Here is an 18,368-nt window from a genome sequence, read left to right as displayed (position 1 = left end):
AGGGGCCGTTCGACCGCACGTCACAGAAATTTTGATATCTTGTCGAGTGTAGCTTTGCTGACTGCGACGCCCGATTTACGAGCGATCTGGCGCTTCGCACTGCGGCCATCTCCGGGTAAATGCGCAGCCTCTTGCACACGGATCGCGCCGACCAATTCGGCAACCCCAGTCTCAAACCCACTCGACGTCGTCGCGCTTGGATCAATAGCAATGAAGAACTGACCTGTCTTCGGGGGGCCGCCCACAGTTCCTGAAAACGGGGATGCGTTGATGCCCAAACTGGCACCTGTCAGAGCCGCCGCCATAAGCTCTACCATCAGAGCCACCCCAACACCTTTGTATCCACCCGACGGTGCCATGGATCCTTTCAATCCGACCTCAGGATCGGTTGTTGGATTGCCGTCTGCGTCCAAGGCCCATCCCACCGGGATTGGCTTGCCTTCACGCGCATGTTTCATGACCTCGCTTTTGGCGATGGTACTGGCGCTCTGATCGATCAACAGGGCGGGTTCGCCATCTGGACCGGGCGCGGCAATGGAAAAAGGATTGGTGCCCACCACAGGCTTCGACCCGCCGGACGGTGCGATCGAGGCGGGGGCGTTGGTGAACCCCAGCCCCACCAGCCCTGCCTGGGCCAGCCGATAGGTGTGGTAGCCCAAAACGCCACAGTTATAGCTGTTTTTAATGGCCAACACCGCGACGCCCTGTTCTCGGGCCGCCGGGATCAGGGCCTCGAACCCTGTGTCAATGGCCGAATGCGCAAAGCCGGTTGCAGCGTCAACCGCCACGACACCGGGTTTGGGGCGTGATAGAACGGGAACCGCTAAACCATCGACCTTGCCGCATTGCACATGCTCGCAATAGATCGGGATATAGGCGAGCCCGTGACTTGCAACGCCATCGGCTTCGGTTGCCGCAGTGGCCTGCGCCAATGGTCGGGCATTTTCTTCGGATGTCCCAGCCGCAACGAGCGCACGGAAAGACAGGTCTTCGATCTCAGGAAGGGTCAGGGTTTGTGTATCGGTCACTTTGGCGTCTCTTCAATCATTGTCAGAAAGCCCGGACCCTGCACCCAGCAGGCGGGATTCCTCGGTTGCGGGGGCATAAGTGCGGTGGGCAAAGCGGTTCAGTGTGTCCCAATCCTGTGGGTCAGGATAGGCGCGCGTCTCTTGTTCACGTGTTGCGGTCGGTGCACCGCCTCGGGAAACCACGACCGTGTGGGCCGCATCAGGCAGACTGTCAGGGGCCGTTAGCCAATCCTCGCCCACGACACCCTGAACCGTGTCGATCTCAATCGTCAGCGCTTCGTTCAATATACGCGCGGCGTGGCGCGCAAACGGCAGCATCAAGGCGGGCACTGCGACGTTCCGCATCTCGATTGGACCCGTTTTCAGCAAGTGGGCCGCATCAGACAACAAAGGCCCCGCAGACAAGGGGCACAACGCCTCTTTGCCCTGCCAGAGACGATCAACCTGCCCAGGGCGATGCGCCGCCGGGTCCGAAGCCAGCCCCTGCTCCAACAACGAGGACAAAATCCCCGCCCCGTCCAGCCCCTGCACGCACAGCCAGCGGGCCGCCTTTGACGCCTCCTCGGCCTGGCCCCAGGAATAGCCCGCGCCGCGGGTGGCCCGTTTTGCGGTTGCTTCCATCTCGTTGAGCGAAAAATTCATGTTGGTTCCTGCGGGTAGACCCAAAGATCCGCGTTTTTAGAAGTCAGTTCCTCTGGGTACGGCGCACCGGAATACATGCAGATTCGCACCCATCGATCCGAACGGGGGTCAAAATGGGTTGCTCCAAAGAATGACAGCTTTGCCCGCAGCATGTCGATGGGCAGCACCTTTGACCCAATCGTGTTATCCCGGATTTCGCCATAGGGTGCGGATGGGGTCATTTGAACGCGCCGGATCGTGTGGCGATGTTCCGGGTGACGCAACAGAAATTCGGCCACGGGCTTGGTGTTTTCCCACCCGCCCAGCGCGTCATAGGCAGCCGCTGCATCCCGCGCCGGGGCCAGAGGTTGTTCATAGTCAGAAATGGGTTCATCAAACCGTTCCCCCATGCGGGGTTCCAGCTTTTCTTCGGAAACATACCACGCCCGCGCGCAATTCTCGCGGACGTCCCAATCCAGATCCAAAGCCCAGGCATATGTTTCCCGGATCAGGTCACGGACTGTCCCGATAGGCATGGTTCCATCTATCACAAACGCCTGCGAGCGGGTATCTGCCATGCACGAGGCCAGCCCGTCCACCAAATCGCCATAAGGCTCCAGGATCAGCGACGCCAGCAACTCCTGACCTTCCTCGCTCAGCGCGGTTTCTGACCAGTCCACCAGTCGATTCCACGGTCGATCTGCGGTCAAATCATCTTGGCTCAGATACTCGGAGATCAACAACAGGTCGGCCTTCAACGCCTCGAGCTTTTTGACCTGTATCTGATGTTCAGATCGCCACCACGAAACCGACAGTCGGCTGCGTTCGAAAACTTCGCGGAACCGCGCGATCTCGGCCTCGCTGGCAACTTCCACAGACCGAACCCGCGCAATCGCTTCTTCCCGTACCATGATCCAGTTGTTGAACAGAACCGGGTGGTTGACGATAAACGGCGCCATGCCAAGCCCGGTGGAGTTACCAATCCCCAGCCAGCGGGCAATCTCGGGGTCCAAAGTTGCAGCCTGATCGCCGCCTTGGACATTCGCCATGTGTTGCACCAGATCCCGCACAAACGCTCGGGTCAGAAAGACCGAGAGCATCTCGACCTGAAACGGGGCCTGCGTCTCGGGCCGGTCGGCAACTTTTTCCCGATCCGCCGCGCCAAATTTGCCCGAGCCATATACGGCAGTTGTCCGCATCAGGTAGCCAACCTGATAGATCTGCTCCAAATCCGGCTGCCGGCCTGCGGCCAAGGATTTCACAACATGGTCCCAAAGGCGGACCGAGCGATTGGCACGAGACAAGGACAGCTCGCTTTCGCTCACCCGCCCGGCCTCTTGCAGGGGTACGTTTTGGGAAAGGCGATCAATGTCGGCCTCGGTCGGGATGCCGTCGAACAAAGCAAAGGTGGCATCCCACGCTTCGGCAATCACCCGATCCGACCGTTGTTCCGGTGGCAAGTCATGAGCAAAGGTCACCAGCGAATAAGTCCGATCCGGCCCTTGAGCGGTATAGACCGCCCGACCAACACCATTGGCGTCAATGTCAAAGACAGGCCGTGTGAACGACCAGTTTTCCCGCGCCATTCGGCGGGTCAATTGCCGCATGAAACTCAGCCGACACTGATGCAAAGAACCCAACCGCGACAGCCGCATAACTGTGGCCGGGTCTCGTCTTTCGATCTGTGTCTGCGTCAGTTTTTCCATTCATCTACCCTTGAGGCCCGAAGTTCTCGGCAAAGAACCTGTACCAGTTTTCACCCATGATACCGGCCACTTCTTCATCGTTCAGACCGGTCGCACGCAACCCGGATTCGATGTTTCCAAAGTCCCGATTGTCCTGAAACCAGGACGGCATCGGGGGGAATCCGGGGTTACTTTCCGACCCCTCGCCATAGTCGATTTGCTTCGACCAACGGCCAACCCGCATCCATTCGACAACGCTGTCGGGCTGATCCTGACACAGATCCGTACCAATCCCGAGATGTTCCGCTCCGTATTTCTCAGCCGTCCGCGCAATCATCTCGCAGAAGCTTTCAAGAGTGCAGTCCGACTTGTCCTTCAGGTGATGAGGATAGACCGAAAACCCCAACATCCCACCGTTTTCAGTCACCGCACGTATCACTTCGTCGCGCTTGTTGCGCAGGGCCGGGGCCCAATCAAACGGATTAGCGTGGGTGATCGCAATCGGACGCTCGGACAGCTCGGCTGCCTCGATCGTGGACCGGTCGGCTGAATGGCTCATGTCAACGACAAGCCCGACCCGGTTCATTTCCTTGATCACCTGACGCCCCATGCGGGTGATCCCGGTGTCTTCGGCTTCGTAGCAGCCCGTCGCCAACAGCGATTGGTTGTTGTAGGTCAGCTGCATGAATTGCGCGCCCAGTGTATGCACGATTTCGACCAAGCCGATGTCATCTTCGATGGGCGATGGGTTCTGAAACCCAAAGAACACTGCTGTGCGCCCGGTTTCCCGTGCTGTATCAATGTCGCTGGCCCATTGACCCTTCATGATCAGGTCCGGGTGTTGCTCGAACCAGCGGTTCCATTTCTCAAAGTTCAGAACCGTCTCGCGGAAATTCTCGTGATAGGCGATGGTGACGTGGATCGCGTCCACGCCCCCTTCGCGCAATTGCCGAAAGATCTTTTCGGACCAGTTGGCGTATTGCAGCCCATCGATCCGCATCAGATCGGCTTTCCGGCGCTGATATATGCGGTTTTGACCGTTGTGTAGAACTCGGCCGCAGCCTTGCCCTGTTCACGTGGGCCATAAGAGCTGTCACCGCGCCCGCCAAAGGGTACATGATAATCCGTGCCCGCTGTGGGCAGGTTTACCGTCACAACCCCGGTGCGTGCATTGCGCCGGAAATGTGTGGCGCGGGCCAGATTTTGCGTGACGATGCCCGAGGTCAGTCCGAAATTGGTATCGTTGACCGTGGCCAAGGCCTCATCATAGCTGTCGACCTTGATGACCGAGGTCAGCGGCGCGAACATTTCTTCCCGGTTGATGCGCATGTCGTTGGTGGTGTTCAGGAACACGCCGGGGCTCATGTAATACCCATCATGCGTCATCTCCAAACGCTGTCCACCGCAAGCCAGTTCAGCCCCTTCGGATTTTCCCAGATCGACATAGGCCAGGTTCTCGGCCAGTTGCTGCGCGCTGACGACAGGGCCCATCTGAGTCCCCTCTTCCAGCGCGTGACCGACTTTCATCGCCTGAGCACCCGATACCAGTTTCTCGACAAACGTATCATGCACAGCGGCATGAACCACCAGCCGCGAGGAGGCGGTACATTTCTGACCGGTTCCCCCAAACGCGCCGCCCAATGCCAAGGAAACGGCAAGGTCGAGGTCGGCGTCGTCCATCACGGCCAGCGCATTTTTCGAACCCATCTCCATCTGCACCTTGGTCAGGTTCTGGATGGCCGCTGCTGCAATGCCCTTGCCCACCGGCACCGATCCGGTGAACGAGATGGCGTTGACTTTCGGGCTTTCCACCAGCCGTTGCCCAATGGACCGACCCGAGCCCATGACAAGACTAAACAGGCCCTTGGGAATATCCTGACGGTTGATGATCTCGGCCAGGGCCACGGCAGAGGCAGGCGTGATGTTAGCGGGTTTCCAGACTACCGCATTTCCATAGCAGAGCGCCGGCGCGATCTTCCACGAAGCCGTCGCGGTCGGGAAGTTCCACGGGCTGATAACGGCGACAACGCCAACCGCCTCGCGGCGCACGTCAATCTCGATATCAGGACGCACGGAATCCGCGTTCTCGCCGATCTGACGCAGACACTCGGCTGCATAATAGGTAAAGAACTGACCGGCGCGATAGACCTCGCCCTTCCCTTCCGCAAAGGGTTTGCCTTCTTCGCGGCTGAGCAAAGTGCCCAGCTCTTCGGCGCGGGCCATCAGCTCGTTGCCAATGTTCATCAACACGGCCTGCTTGCGTTCCAGCCCATAAGCGGCCCATTCGGCTTGCGCGACACGCGCCTGATCCAGTGTCGCCTCAAGCTGATCCGCACTGGCTTGTGCGAAATGGCCGATCAGGTCGCTCAGATCTGACGGATTGCGGTTTTCGATTTCACTTTCACCGGCAAGCCATTCGCCAGCGATGAGATTCAGGTTGGTCACGACGGGCCTCAAGTTCAAGGAAGTTTGCCCGAGAATGGACTTTTGGGGTCATATCAGTCAAATTCAAATAAATTTACCAAACTTCAGGAAAACTGAAATTTGACAATCAAGATTGAAATGCTGCGTTGCTTTTGCGTTGTCGCACAAACCGGCAATCTGTCTGAGGCTGCCGACCGGCTGGGACGTACCCAATCCGCTGTCTCGATGACCCTTAAGCAATTTGAAGATCACCTGGGGAAAAAGCTGTTTGTCGGCGAACGTAAAAACCATCTGTCCGCTTTGGGTGAACAGGTGTTTGAATTATCCCTCAAACAGGTGCGCCAGTTTGATGAGACAGTACAATCCATCGAAGCTGCTGCCCACGCTGCCAATGGGTTGATCCGAATAGCGTCCGTCCCCTCGGTCGCCGCGTTGATTTTCCCGTCCGTGCTTGAATACATGACGCAATGTTTTCCTGGCGTCAAAGTTGAGCTTCGGGATGCTGATACGCGACAGGTTCTGGACGCGCTTGCAGACGGGAAAGCCGACATTGGAATTGCGTCTGGCTTTCATCCAGTCAAGGGCGTCAAAGCCTATCCCTTTTTCGAAGATCAATTCGGTCTGGTCTGTACGGCTGACCATCCGCTGAATAAAATGGCCGATCCGCCGACCGTGGATGAGGTGGTAACACCCACATTTGTTCGAAATGCCCTGTGTGATCTCATTGAGGCACAGGAATATGTTGAAGCGCTGGAAGGGACCAAAGTTACGATTCACAACACCCAGTCCCTGATAGCAATGGTGGCAACTGGAAAGTGGATCACCATCCTTCCCCAAACCGTTGCTCGCATTATTCCTGAAAGCATGGCCTTTCGCAAGTTGTCCGATCTACCCGACAGGCGACAGGTCTATTTGTACGTCAAGGAAAGACCTCGGTTCAAAGCCCTGGCAGATGCGTGCAGCGCATTTATTCTTGCCAGCAAGCTGACCTGAGGCGCTGCAATTCTTTTGCTGCCCCTGTTAGAAGCCGCCCCGCTCAGCTTCCTGCAAAACCCAATCCCGAAAAGCCCGAAGTTGCGGCTGATTTATCGCGTCAGACGGGTAAACCAGATGGTAGGATCTTGAAGGCGCAAAATCGTTGTCGAACGGTCGGATCAACTGCCCAGATTGCAATTCGACTTCAATCAACGGCAATAACCCAAGGGATACACCCTGACCCGACAACACCGCCCGAAGCAGAACACTCGAATCGTCGATAATAACGCCGGGAAGGTGGTCGCCGGTTTCCACCCCGTGTGCATCGAACCACTCCAGCCAGTCGACTTGATCCTTCCAATGCAACAGAGGTAGGCGCAGCAGATCCGCAGGCTTCAAAGGGCGCGCACTCTCGGCGATCAGAGTTGGGCTGATGACGGGCGACGTTGGAAATCGCAGCAGCGGTTCCGAGGTCAATCCCGGCCAATCTCCGTCCCCCCATGCCAGCATCATGTCGGTCTGACCGTCCGAAAACTCCACCCCGCCGGGGGAATACTGAAGATGCAGACCTGTTTCGGGGAAACGTTGCCAAAAGCTGAACAGGCGGCGGGACAACCATTGCGACCCGATCAGCGCGCCGACGCCAACCGTTATAGACGATCTATTCGCGGTCTGGCGTACGTCCTGCACAGCACGGTCAAGCCGCGCAAATACCGCCTCGCAGGCTTCGGAAAACTTCTGCCCTGCTTCGTTCAAGACAACCGACTGCGCGTGGCGTTCGAACAGGGGACAGCCCAAATGAGCCTCGAGCGATTTGATCTGCGAACTCACGGCTGTGGGCGTCACGCCCAGCTCTGTCGCTGCGCGTTTGAAGTTTCCATACCGCGCGGCAATCCAAAAGACACGAACCGCCCCGAGCGGTGGAACGTCACTGCCGCTTTGCTTCATAAGACCAACTTCAAGTTATCCTAGGTGTAAAGAATCTATATCTGTGCAAAGGGGTCAGTGCAATGCAGGCTAACGCTGAACAACATCCCCGCGATGCGGCGCCACTTGGGCAAGCCAGCCAGGAGAGACCTCAGATGCCACGAGATTTGCCTTTGCAGGCCAAATATTACACTCAGCCGGACTGGTTCGAGGTTGATAAGGAAAAAATCTTCTTCCGAAGCTGGCAATGCGTATGCCATGTGTCCGAAATTGCCGATCCGGGCGATTTCAAGACCTTTACCATTGTGGATGAGGACATCTTTGTCATTCGCGCGCAGGATGGTGGTATCAAAGCGTACTACAATATCTGTCGCCACCGTGGTCACCCACTGGTCGAAGGGACAGGCAAGGGCAAGAGGGTGTTGGTCTGCCCCTATCATGCGTGGACGTATGAAATCAACGGCCGACTGCGCCGCGCCCCCGGCTCGGTTGAAAGTGATGGATTGACCTGTGACCAGATCAATCTGCGTACCATTCAGGTCGAGGAGTTCTGCGGATTTATCTTTGTCAATCTGGACGAAAACGCCAGCCCGATGGGTCCCGATCTTGGGGATTATCGCGACAACATCCTCAGCTTTCACCCAGACCCTACAAAGTTGAAATTCGTTTGCGAAACCGAGATCACGCACGATAGCAACTGGAAGCTTACGGTCGAAAACTACAACGAATGCTACCATTGCCCGACCGTACACGCGAGCTCTCTGACCCATGGCGTGCTTGAGATGGACGGGTACACAACAGTCCCGCATGGCAAGACAATCTGGCATGATGGCAAGGCACAGACGAAGAACGAAAAGCAGTATGACTACGATCTGAACGCCAGCCCACGCGCTGATGATTATGGCGCTTATTGGATCTTTCCCAATGTATCGATGTGCTGTTACCCCGGAGGGTATTTTACGATCCGTCAGTTTTTGCCTGTGGCCTGGAACAAGACGATCTATCGCTATCGATGGTTCTCGAGCGGCAACATCGCGGACGAGGATGTGATCGCATTGATGCACAAGCACAAGGAAACAACCGGGGCCGAAGACGAAGTGGTTGTGTCGAAAATCCAGAAAGGCATGCAAAGCCGCGCGTTCGAGCCGGGGCCCTACGTTATCGGTGACGGCTGCGGCGCGATGAGTGAGGTCGGGCTGCGCCATTTCCACAATTTGTACCGCGAAGCGTTGGGAGAGACGTGATGAGTGACGTGATCCGTCAGGACTTGGCCGCGCTTTACCGCCTTGCTCATCACTATGGCTGGACCGACCTGACATCGACCCATATCTCGGCGCGTCTGCCAGAAGACCCTGACCATTACCTGCTGAACTCGCATGATTTGATGTTCGACGAAATCACGGCTTCGAACCTGACCCGTATGTCGTTCGACGGGCGGGCCGTGGATGACGGGCCGGGCAGCGGGAAGATCGTCAATCTGGCCGGGCACATCATCCACTCGGGGATTCTGTCGGCCCGGCCTGACGTGAATTACGTGATCCACAGCCACACGCGCGCTGGCGTTGCCGTTTCGACCATGCCCAATGGGTTGTTGGCTTTGTCCCAACATGCAGGGTTTGTTTTAGGTACGCTGTCGAGCCACCCCTATCAGGACTCTACAGCGGTTGAGGACGAAGGTGCCCTGTTGGCGCGCGACCTTGGCAACAACTTTGCCATGTTGTTACAGAACCACGGGCTATTGGTGGTCGGACGCACGGCGGCGGAAGCCTTCATTTATCACTACTACCTTGAGATGGCCTGCAAAATTCAGGTCGATATTCTGAGTGCGACGGACAAACCGATCACGATCACCGACGAGGCGATGGATGCTTTGCACGACTGGGGCGCGCCGCAAAACGGGCCGCATGGGGGCGTCCAGTGGCCAGCACTGATGCGTATGCTGGATCGAAGCGTGCCGGAGTTCCGGTCATGAGTGAAAATGACCTGATCCTGGCCCAACGCGACGGTGCCTGTCTGACTGTTGCAATCAACAGGCCCGCAAAGGCCAACTCACTGACACCTCAGATGCTGGTGTCTCTGCGTGACATTTTTCTTGAAGCCAGTCGTGACACAGAGCTGCGTGCCGTGATCATTACCGGCGCGGGCGGGCGCGTTTTCTGCGCTGGCGCGGATCTCAACACACTTTCTACTGACGTGAACGGTCCAGACCCCTGGGGCGAAATGGCCCAAGCGCTCAGAGCTATCCCGGCGCTGACCCTGGCTGCCATTAACGGGCCTTGCATCGGCGGGGGTATGACACTGGCCCTTGCGTGCGACATCCGGGTTAGTGTGACCGAAGCACGGTTTTCCTACCCGGTGCTCAAGAACAATGTTTTGCCCGGTCAATACGATGTAAACAGGCTACACGCCCTAATTGGCCCGGGTCGGAGCGCAGCGATCCTGTTGGGGGGCGACGCCGTCAGCGCAGAGGATGCAGCCATGTGGGGTCTGGTCGATCGAATGGTGACGCAAGAGGTTTTGGTAGACACCTGCCAAGCATTGTGCGCCCCGGCCATAGCCTCTGCCGACGGGCATCTGAAGGCCCTGAAATCCATGCTCGGAAGGAGTTCATGATGAAAGGCATCCGAATAGTTGACATGACATCCGTCTTGTCCGGGCCGTTCTGCACGTGGTTGATGGCCAGCCTGGGCGCGGACGTTATCAAGGTGGAAAACCCGGCTGGCGACCTTGCCCGCACAACTCCGCCATTCGAGAATGACATCAGCCTCTATTTTGCGTCCCTGAACCGCAACAAGCGCTCGGTCGTTCTGGACCTGAAGACAGAACAGGGCAAAGAAGCCCTACACAAGCTGCTGTCCACGGCAGATGTGTTTGTCGAGAACATGCGGCCCGGTGTGCGCGACCGGTTGGGATGCAGCGATGCCGATCTGAAACGGATCAACCCGCGCCTGATCTCGGCCTCGATCAGCGGCTTTGGGCAAACCGGAAGCCTTTCGCACCGCCCGGCCTATGACATCGTGGTCCAAGCAATGAGTGGCATGATGAGCATAAACGGAGAGTTGGACGGCGACCCCACCCGCGTCGGCTTTTCCATAGGCGACATCTCGGCTGCGTTGTTCACCACCATCGGCATTCTGCAACGTCTGTACGAGCGCGACGCAAAGGGGGTTCAAGACACCAGCCATCTGGATGTGTCCATGCTGGCCTGTCAGTGGGTTTGCCTGGAAAACGCGTTTGCCCGCTATCTCAATGCCGGAATCGTTCCAAAACCCATTGGCTCACGCCACCCGTCGATGACCCCTTTTGAGCCATATCCGACAGCGGATCGGGATATCGTCATAGGATTGGGGAGCGACAAGGACTGGCCCCGGTTTTGCGAGGCCATCGGATATCTTGACCTGCTGGACGACCCGCGTTTTCAGGGGGATGAGGCCCGGCTGGCCAATCGCGACGCCTTGGATCAGGTCTTGGGCGCGCATCTGAAACAGCACACTGCATCTCATTGGATACAGATTTTGATCGACAACAGCATTCCGTGCTCGGTGGTCGAGAACATCCAAACGATTGCAGACAATCCTATCGCAGAAGAATACGCCGCCTTTTCCACTGTAAGCTCTGAAGGGAAAGATATGCGATTTGCGCGCAACCCCATTGCTGATCGCGGCCTTCAGGAAAACCCCGCACCCCGCCTGGGACAACATACAAGCGAAGTTCTGTCAGAACTGGGATATGACGAAGCAGCCATCGCGGCTTTGACACGCTGAACTTAAGACCCTCGGACCAAGACAGGACTATTCGAATGCCCGTGCTTCAAACGCCAGACGGCACAACGCTTTATTACGAGGCGACCGGGACAGGCGACCCGGTTGTGTTTGTTCACGAATTCGGTGGCGACTATCGTAGCTGGTATAGACAGACATCAGAACTGTCGCGGTCATTTTGCTGCGTCACCTATTCGGCGCGCGGGTTTCTTCCGTCTGATATCCCTTCGAACCGTTCCCAATATGGGCAAGAGCAATCGACCGGCGATCTGTTGGCCCTGCTCGATCATCTTAACATAAAAGCCGCGCATCTTGTCGGAACGTCAATGGGCAGCTTTACCAGTCTGGACTTTTCGCTGAACCATCCCGATCGCGTATTGAGCGTGACGCTGGTAGGCAACAGCTCGGGGCCCCGGGACGCGGACGAACGTGAAAACTATCGGAAAACCTGGGTCGGGCACGAAATCCAGCTGCGCGAAGACCGGGGCGGTGATGGAGCCGTTGCTGTACTGGAGGATGACCCCGCCTATCAGAGTTTTCAGAAAGATGACCCCGAAGGATGGTCAACATATGCCGCAAACCTGCGCGATCAGTCCTCCGAAGGGGCGGTGCATGTGCTGTCCACACTGCATTGGAACCGGCGCTCATTGTTTGACGACGTGGCCCGGCTAAAAGCTTTCGACAAACCCGTTATGCTCGTGACCGGTGATGACGACTACTATCTGGTCGGCGAAACAAATGCTTTTCTGTACGACATCCTTTCCGATGTCAGATGGCATCGCTTTCCAGCAACCGGTCATTTGGTCAACATCGAACGGGCGGAGGCATTCAATACCCAACTGGCCGAGTTTGTTGGAGAACAGGAATAGCGGACCTAAACCACTCCGGGGTTCCAGCGTACAATCCAAGCCCATATCGACTATGTGGGCTTGGGTCATCAGTGTAGCAATTGCGCCGAGATATGAGAAATGGCCAGTACCGCAGAAACATTGGCAAACTCCGCTGTTCATTCTTTGAGAGCGCTCAGAGCCGCCCTCGTCCACACCATTGCCAACGGCAGTGGGATAACCTTGACCGAATTGACGTTTTGAACGACCGTCCGGTGTGACACGTCGCAGGAAGAGGCAGCCCCATGAGCAATCAACCCAACGAGGCAGACAAAACACAGCGTCGCGAAAGATCAAACGTTCTGATCATCATCTCTGACGAGCATCGCAAGGACGCGATGGGATGCATGGGGCACCCAATCGTTAAAACGCCAAACCTGGACGCATTGGCTGCTCGAGGTACGCTTTTTACCAATGCCTACACGCCATCGCCCATGTGTGTGCCAACCCGCGCCGCAATTGCAACCGGTGATCACGTTCACAAGACCCGACACTGGGACAGCGCATCGCCCTATGATGGACGCATCCGAAGCTGGATGCGTCATTTACGCGATCAGGGAATTCAAACTGTATCCATCGGCAAGCTTCACTTTCGGTCGACCGAGGACGACAACGGTTTCTCTGAAGAAATCCTGCCAATGCACGTCGTGGGCGGCGTCGGATGGCCCATCGGCCTCCTTCGCGAAACCCCTCAACCTTATGATGCGGCGGCCGAATTGGGCGCCGACGTTGGTGTTGGAAACAGCACTTATACCGACTACGACCGAGAGATCACGAAAGCTGCCGAAGCGTGGCTGCAGAAACAAACAGGCTCGGATCAACCCTGGGCCGCGTTCGTGTCACTGGTCAGCCCCCATTACCCGCTCACGTGCCCGGAAGAGTATTTTACCATGTATGACCCGGCACAAATCGACTTGCCGGTCGGCTATGAGGATCGCTTCCGGCCAGAGCACACCGAATTGCGTAATGTCGCTGAGTTCTTCGATTACGAGAAGTACTTTGATGAGCAAAAAATGCGTGAAGCGAAAGCCGCCTACTATGGCCTGACGAGTTTCATGGATGATTGCGTCGGCCGCATTCTGAGCGCTCTGGAAAAAAGTGGTCAGGCAGACGACACAGTTGTGGTTTATGTCTCGGACCATGGGGACATGATGGGTGATCAGGGATTTTGGACAAAACAGGTGATGTACGAACAATCCGCCGGTGTGCCCATGATCCTCGCAGGGCCCGGCGTTCCTAAAAGGCACAAGGTGACCACTGGAGCTTCACTGGTGGACCTGGCCGCGACTGCGGTAGACGTCACAGGTGTATCCCATGACGAAACAAGCCGAGATTTGCCAGGTATTTCTCTGCGCGAACTGGCCCTTGAAGAAGACAATCCCGACCGCACGATCCTGAGCGAATACCATGATGGTGGGTCAACCACCGGGACATTCATGATACGGTGGCAGCGTTGGAAATACGTTCACTATGTCGGTCATGATCCGCAACTTTTCGACCTTACAAACGATCCCAATGAACTTCGGGATCTTGTGGCTCTACAAGCAGATGACCCGCAAACAATAGCTGCATTAGCGGAAGGCGAACATCGTTTGAGAAAGATTTGCGACCCGGAAACCGTCAACACATTGTGCTTCGCGGACCAGAAAGCGCGCATAGCCGAACTGGGCGGAGAGGAAGCATGCCTGACAGCCTATTGCTTCAACCACACCCCCACGCCAGGCGAGCAGGAAAAAATGCGCGATTCAAGCGCTTTGTGAGATTGGCTATTGGAATAACCGCAACGGAAACCGACCGCCGCTGAACGCAAGAAAAAGAAGATGCGATGGTCAAACGTTCAAAAGTACCACCAAAGGGAAAAACGGTCATTTAAGCTGTGGATCGACGAACTTTCGGAGCGCTAACGCAATTCGGATTATCTTGATAAAGCGATCACTAGACGGTCAAATATGTCAAAGTTGACGTTTCCGCTATTTGAACCTCTGACCTTTTGGTTTTGATCCTGCGGAAGTTTGATCGTTAAGCCCACAGTCTGTTGGACTTTTTGTAGATCGAGGGGTGTGTGTTGTGATTTTCCGACGCTGGTTGCGGGAGTAGGATTTGAACCTCTGACCTTCAGGTTATGAGCCTGACGAGGTTTGATCGTTAAGCAAACAGTCCAGTGGACTGTTTGTAGATCGAACGGGCTGTTTGGATTTTGGTTGCGGGGAGAGGATTTGAACCTCTGACCTTCAGGTTATGAGCCTGACGAGCTACCGGACTGCTCCACCCCGCGACGCTTTGGTGGGCCTATCGCCTATTCGGCTACTTGAGGCCAGGTATTATTTTCATCGTATTAGAGAGATTGTTGGGCTTTTACTAGGTTTGGCGGTGACCTACTCTCCCGGGGCTTAAGCCCAAGTACCATTGGCGCGGCAGTGCTTAACTTCCGGGTTCGGTATGGGACCGGGTGTTTCACTTGCGCTATGACCACCAAACCGAGGAAAAGCCCACGTCGCTGTTTTTGCGAAGCAAAAAAGCGACGAGCAGGAGGCAGCGTATTCGCGAAGCGGATGCGCGGTCCTGCCCGGTTGTGTTTTCAATCAACAGTGCCGTTTGCGTTGGCACGCGCTGTCCTTTGTCAAGTTTGGTGTATGCTTTTGGTCTTGTTTGATCGCCTACCGTCTCTCCTTGAGGCGGTTGGTCTTGTCTTTCTGTTACTGGATCAAATCAAGCCTATCGGGCGATTAGTACCGGTCAACTGAACGCATTACTGCGCTTACATCTCCGGCCTATTGACGTGGTGGTCTTCCACGGCCCTCAGGGAGACCTTGTTTTGAGGGGGGCTTCCCGCTTAGATGCCTTCAGCGGTTATCCTGTCCGATCATAGCTACCCAGCACTGCCGTTGGCACGACAACTGGTCCACCAGTGGATCGTTCACCCCGGTCCTCTCGTACTAGGGGCAACTCCTCTCAAGTCTCCTACACCCACGGCAGATAGGGACCGAACTGTCTCACGACGTTCTAAACCCAGCTCACGTACCTCTTTAAACGGCGAACAGCCGTACCCTTGGGACCTGCTCCAGCCCCAGGATGAGATGAGCCGACATCGAGGTGCCAAACACTGCCGTCGATATGGACTCTTGGGCAGTATCAGCCTGTTATCCCCGGCGTACCTTTTATCCGTTGAGCGATGGCCCTTCCACTCGGGACCACCGGATCACTATGGCCGTCTTTCGACTCTGCTCGACTTGTCAGTCTTGCAGTCAGGCTGGCTTCTGCCATTGCACTCAACGAGCGATTTCCGACCGCTCTGAGCCAACCTTCGCGCGCCTCCGTTACGCTTTAGGAGGCGACCGCCCCAGTCAAACTACCCGCCACGCAGGGTCCCGGATCCGGATAACGGACCGCGGTTAGACATCAAGAGTGCGAAGGGTGGTATCTCAAGGGAGGCTCCACGGATACTTGCGTTTCCGCTTCAAAGCCTACCACCTATCCTGCACATCACAATCCTGATGCCAGTGCGAAGCTGTAGTAAAGGTGCACGGGGTCTTTCCGTCTAACCGCGGGAAGCCTGCATCTTGACAGGCAATTCAATTTCGCTGAGTCGATGTTGGAGACAGCGGGGAAGTCGTTACGCCATTCGTGCAGGTCGGAACTTACCCGACAAGGAATTTCGCTACCTTAGGACCGTTATAGTTACGGCCGCCGTTTACCTGGGCTTCAATTCAAGGCTCTCACCTCTCCTTTTAACCTTCAGGCACCGGGCAGGCGTCAGACCCTATACGTCGTCTTGCGACTTCGCAGAGCCCTGTGTTTTTAATAAACAGTCGCCACCCCCTGGTTTGTGCCCCCAGCCCCTAGTTGCCTAGGAACCGGGCCTCCTTCTCGCGAACTTACGGAGGTATTTTGCCGAGTTCCTTCAACATCGTTCTCTCAAGCGCCTTGGTATGCTCTACCAGTCCACCTGTGTCGGTTTAGGGTACGGTCTGATGGAGGGCTATTTCCAGGAACTGCTCAGCAGCCCAACCAATCCGATAAGGTTGAACTACACCTGCAATCCGTCACATCCTCCTGGCCTAGGAATATTAACCTAGTTCCCATCGCCTACGCCTTTCGGCCTCGGCTTAGGGGCCGGCTTACCCTGCTCAGATTAGCTTTAAGCAGGAACCCTTGGACTTTCGGCGAGAGTGTCTCTCACACTCTTTGTCGCTACTCATGTCATCATTCTCACTAGTGATCTCTCCACCGGATCGCTCACGCGCCGGCTTCATCGAAAGAACTCTATCCTGCGCTACCGCCTATTCGGCTACTTGAGCGCGCTTACGCGCACCACATAACCGGCGGCAATACAGGATGAGTTCTATGTCACACTACGCTCTGCTACCATGCCTTACGGCATCCTAAGCTTCGGCTCATGGCTTGAGCCCCGTTACATCTTCGCCGCAGGACAACTTATTTAGACCAGTGAGCTGTTACGCTATCTTTAAAGGATGGCTGCTTCTAAGCCAACCTCCTGGTTGTTTTGGTCGTCCCACCTGCTTTCCCACTTAGCCATGAATTGGGGGCCTTAGCTGTAGGTCAGGGTTGTTTCCCTCTCCACTACGGACGTTAGCATCCGCAGTGTGTCTGCCATCTAGTACTCCCGGGTATTCGGAGTTTGGTTAGGATCAGTAAGCCTGTGGGGCCCCATTACCCATCCAGTGCTCTACCCCCCGGGGTATTCGGATGACGCTCTACCTAAATAGATTTCGCAGAGAACCAGCTATCTCCGAGTTTGATTGGCCTTTCACCCCTAGGCACAGCTCATCCCGATCCTTTTCAACGGATGTGGGTTCGGTCCTCCAGTAAGTGTTACCTTACCTTCAACCTGGCCATGCCTAGATCACTCGGTTTCGGGTCTGATCCCACGAACTCATGCGCCCTATTAAGACTCGCTTTCGCTACGCCTACACCTAACGGCTTAAGCTTGCTCGTGAGACCAAGTCGATGACCCATTATACAAAAGGTACGCCGTCAGATCTCGAGGATCCTCCGACTGATTGTAGGCGTTCGGTTTCAGGTACTGTTTCACTCCCCTCGTCGGGGTGCTTTTCACCTTTCCCTCACGGTACTGGTTCGCTATCGGTCAGCAAGGAGTACTTAGCCTTCGAAGGTGGTCCTCCGATCTTCAGACAGAATTTCACGTGTTCCGCCCTACTTAATACGTCCGTCAAAGCTTCCTATACGGGGCTGTCACCCGCTATGGCCATGCTTCCCAACATGTTCTAGTCACTTATCTGGCTCGGCTGGTCCCCGTTCGCTCGCCGCTACTAGGGGAGTATCAATTGATTTCCTTTCCTCCGGGTACTTAGATGTTTCAGTTCCCCGGGTTTGCTCTTAAAACCCTATGTATTCAGGTCTTAAGTACCTGTTTAAACCCCATATTGAGTATCAAAGATAACAATATGAAGCTTTCAGGTGGGTTGCCCCATTCAGAAATCCATGGATCAAAGCTTATTCTCAGCTCCCCATGGCTTATCGCAGAGTATCACGTCTTTCATCGCCTCTTGCTGCCAAGGCATTCACCAAACGCCCTTCTCGCGCTTGATTTGATCCAGAAAAAGAAAGACTGGATTTGCAAAGCAAATCCATGGGTCGGAAGCTGGAACAACCAACCCCTTTTCCTGAACCAAAAGCATACTTTCCCGCCTTCCATCCTGGAACCCGCGCTGCCGATGTCGGTCGGCCCCACGCAGAGGATAGAAGACAATGCATAACCGTTAAGTTATGCGGGTTAGTGTACTTGACTTGGACAACTCTGTTCGTTTCAGCCGGGATATCCAAAGAGGGACGAGGAAACATCCCAAATCGAACCTCCTCCGAAGAGGACCAACTGAGATCAACGCCTCACTCGGCGCGATCAAACAGTGTTGATTGATTTCTCTCTATACGATGTCAAGGCTTCCGAAGAAGCGACGTCCAATCGGACGGTTAAGAACCAAAACGGTGCTTAACGATCTGATCGGGTAAATGGTGGAGCCTAGGAGGATCGAACTCCTGACCTCCTGAATGCAAATCAGGCGCTCTCCCAGCTGAGCT

13 protein-coding genes, 2 tRNA genes and 2 rRNA genes (1 of these 17 only partly in view) are annotated in these 18,368 nt (G+C 55.8%); 7 read left to right on the top strand and 10 right to left on the bottom strand.

All coding sequences use genetic code 11. The features are described from left to right. Window positions 1-20 precede the first annotated feature (20 nt). The 5 genes from ACXADZ_RS03230 to ACXADZ_RS03210 are packed head-to-tail and all read right to left on the bottom strand — an operon-like array spanning window position 21 to window position 5,779. A complete protein-coding gene (locus ACXADZ_RS03230) occupies window positions 21-1,028 on the bottom strand; it encodes an Ldh family oxidoreductase (protein ID WP_475192634.1) in 1,008 nt (335 codons plus the stop codon). A gap of 12 nt (window positions 1,029-1,040) precedes the next feature. Then, window positions 1,041-1,670: a DUF3726 domain-containing protein gene (locus ACXADZ_RS03225; protein WP_475192632.1), complete on the bottom strand. Its 630-nt coding sequence runs from the start codon at window positions 1,668-1,670 to the stop codon at window positions 1,041-1,043. Then, the gene (locus tag ACXADZ_RS03220) at window positions 1,667-3,355 is read right to left on the bottom strand and encodes a hypothetical protein (protein WP_475192630.1); all 1,689 of its coding nucleotides are present in this window, start codon (window positions 3,353-3,355) and stop codon (window positions 1,667-1,669) included. The genes ACXADZ_RS03225 and ACXADZ_RS03220 overlap by 4 nt, the downstream gene beginning before the upstream one ends. Before the next feature lie 4 nt (window positions 3,356-3,359). Beyond that, the gene (locus tag ACXADZ_RS03215) at window positions 3,360-4,334 is read right to left on the bottom strand and encodes a membrane dipeptidase (protein ID WP_475192629.1); all 975 of its coding nucleotides are present in this window, start codon (window positions 4,332-4,334) and stop codon (window positions 3,360-3,362) included. After that, window positions 4,334-5,779, bottom strand: coding sequence for an aldehyde dehydrogenase family protein (locus ACXADZ_RS03210; protein WP_475192628.1), 1,446 nt, complete (start codon window positions 5,777-5,779; stop codon window positions 4,334-4,336). The genes ACXADZ_RS03215 and ACXADZ_RS03210 overlap by 1 nt, the downstream gene beginning before the upstream one ends. A gap of 99 nt (window positions 5,780-5,878) precedes the next feature. On the opposite strand from ACXADZ_RS03210, the gene ACXADZ_RS03205 reads away from it, so the two are divergent. After that, window positions 5,879-6,751, top strand: a complete 873-nt coding sequence (locus tag ACXADZ_RS03205; RefSeq protein ID WP_475192626.1) for a LysR family transcriptional regulator — start codon at window positions 5,879-5,881, stop codon at window positions 6,749-6,751. A gap of 27 nt (window positions 6,752-6,778) precedes the next feature. On the opposite strand, the gene ACXADZ_RS03200 is transcribed toward ACXADZ_RS03205, so the two are convergent. After that, window positions 6,779-7,681 (bottom strand): LysR substrate-binding domain-containing protein, encoded by a 903-nt coding sequence (locus ACXADZ_RS03200; RefSeq protein WP_475192625.1) that lies wholly within the window; start codon window positions 7,679-7,681, stop codon window positions 6,779-6,781. Window positions 7,682-7,815: 134 nt separating this feature from the next. On the opposite strand from ACXADZ_RS03200, the gene ACXADZ_RS03195 reads away from it, so the two are divergent. The 6 genes from ACXADZ_RS03195 to ACXADZ_RS03170 all read left to right on the top strand — a co-directional run bounded on the left by ACXADZ_RS03195 (window position 7,816) and on the right by ACXADZ_RS03170 (window position 14,068). Next, entirely contained in the window at window positions 7,816-8,904 is a 1,089-nt protein-coding gene (locus ACXADZ_RS03195; protein ID WP_475192623.1) for an aromatic ring-hydroxylating oxygenase subunit alpha, read from the top strand. After that, complete coding sequence (locus ACXADZ_RS03190) at window positions 8,904-9,632, top strand: class II aldolase/adducin family protein (RefSeq protein WP_475192622.1); 729 nt, start codon at window positions 8,904-8,906, stop codon at window positions 9,630-9,632. Before ACXADZ_RS03195 ends, ACXADZ_RS03190 begins: the two co-directional genes overlap by 1 nt. Next, the gene (locus ACXADZ_RS03185) at window positions 9,629-10,273 is read left to right on the top strand and encodes an enoyl-CoA hydratase/isomerase family protein (RefSeq protein WP_475192620.1); all 645 of its coding nucleotides are present in this window, start codon (window positions 9,629-9,631) and stop codon (window positions 10,271-10,273) included. Before ACXADZ_RS03190 ends, ACXADZ_RS03185 begins: the two co-directional genes overlap by 4 nt. Further along, window positions 10,273-11,424: a CaiB/BaiF CoA transferase family protein gene (locus tag ACXADZ_RS03180; RefSeq protein WP_475192618.1), complete on the top strand. Its 1,152-nt coding sequence runs from the start codon at window positions 10,273-10,275 to the stop codon at window positions 11,422-11,424. Before ACXADZ_RS03185 ends, ACXADZ_RS03180 begins: the two co-directional genes overlap by 1 nt. Window positions 11,425-11,459: 35 nt before the next feature. Further along, a complete protein-coding gene (locus ACXADZ_RS03175) occupies window positions 11,460-12,290 on the top strand; it encodes an alpha/beta fold hydrolase (protein ID WP_475192617.1) in 831 nt (276 codons plus the stop codon). 263 nt (window positions 12,291-12,553) lie between these two features. Next, window positions 12,554-14,068, top strand: a complete 1,515-nt coding sequence (locus ACXADZ_RS03170; RefSeq protein ID WP_475192615.1) for a sulfatase family protein — start codon at window positions 12,554-12,556, stop codon at window positions 14,066-14,068. Window positions 14,069-14,506: 438 nt separating this feature from the next. On the opposite strand, the gene ACXADZ_RS03165 is transcribed toward ACXADZ_RS03170, so the two are convergent. From ACXADZ_RS03165 to ACXADZ_RS03150, 4 genes are all read right to left on the bottom strand, one after another. Then, window positions 14,507-14,583 (bottom strand) — tRNA-Met (locus ACXADZ_RS03165). Window positions 14,584-14,670: 87 nt separating this feature from the next. Beyond that, window positions 14,671-14,785 (bottom strand): 5S ribosomal RNA (gene rrf / locus ACXADZ_RS03160). 228 nt (window positions 14,786-15,013) lie between these two features. Further along, window positions 15,014-17,879 (bottom strand): 23S ribosomal RNA (locus ACXADZ_RS03155). Between the two features lie 421 nt (window positions 17,880-18,300). Continuing rightward, window positions 18,301-18,368: transfer RNA gene (locus ACXADZ_RS03150), tRNA-Ala, on the bottom strand (it continues 8 nt past the right edge of the window).

Source organism: Ruegeria sp. ABM4_193 (assembly GCF_056158705.1).
Note: the sequence above shows the minus strand (reverse complement) of the source record. Positions and strands in the feature narration are given on the sequence as shown.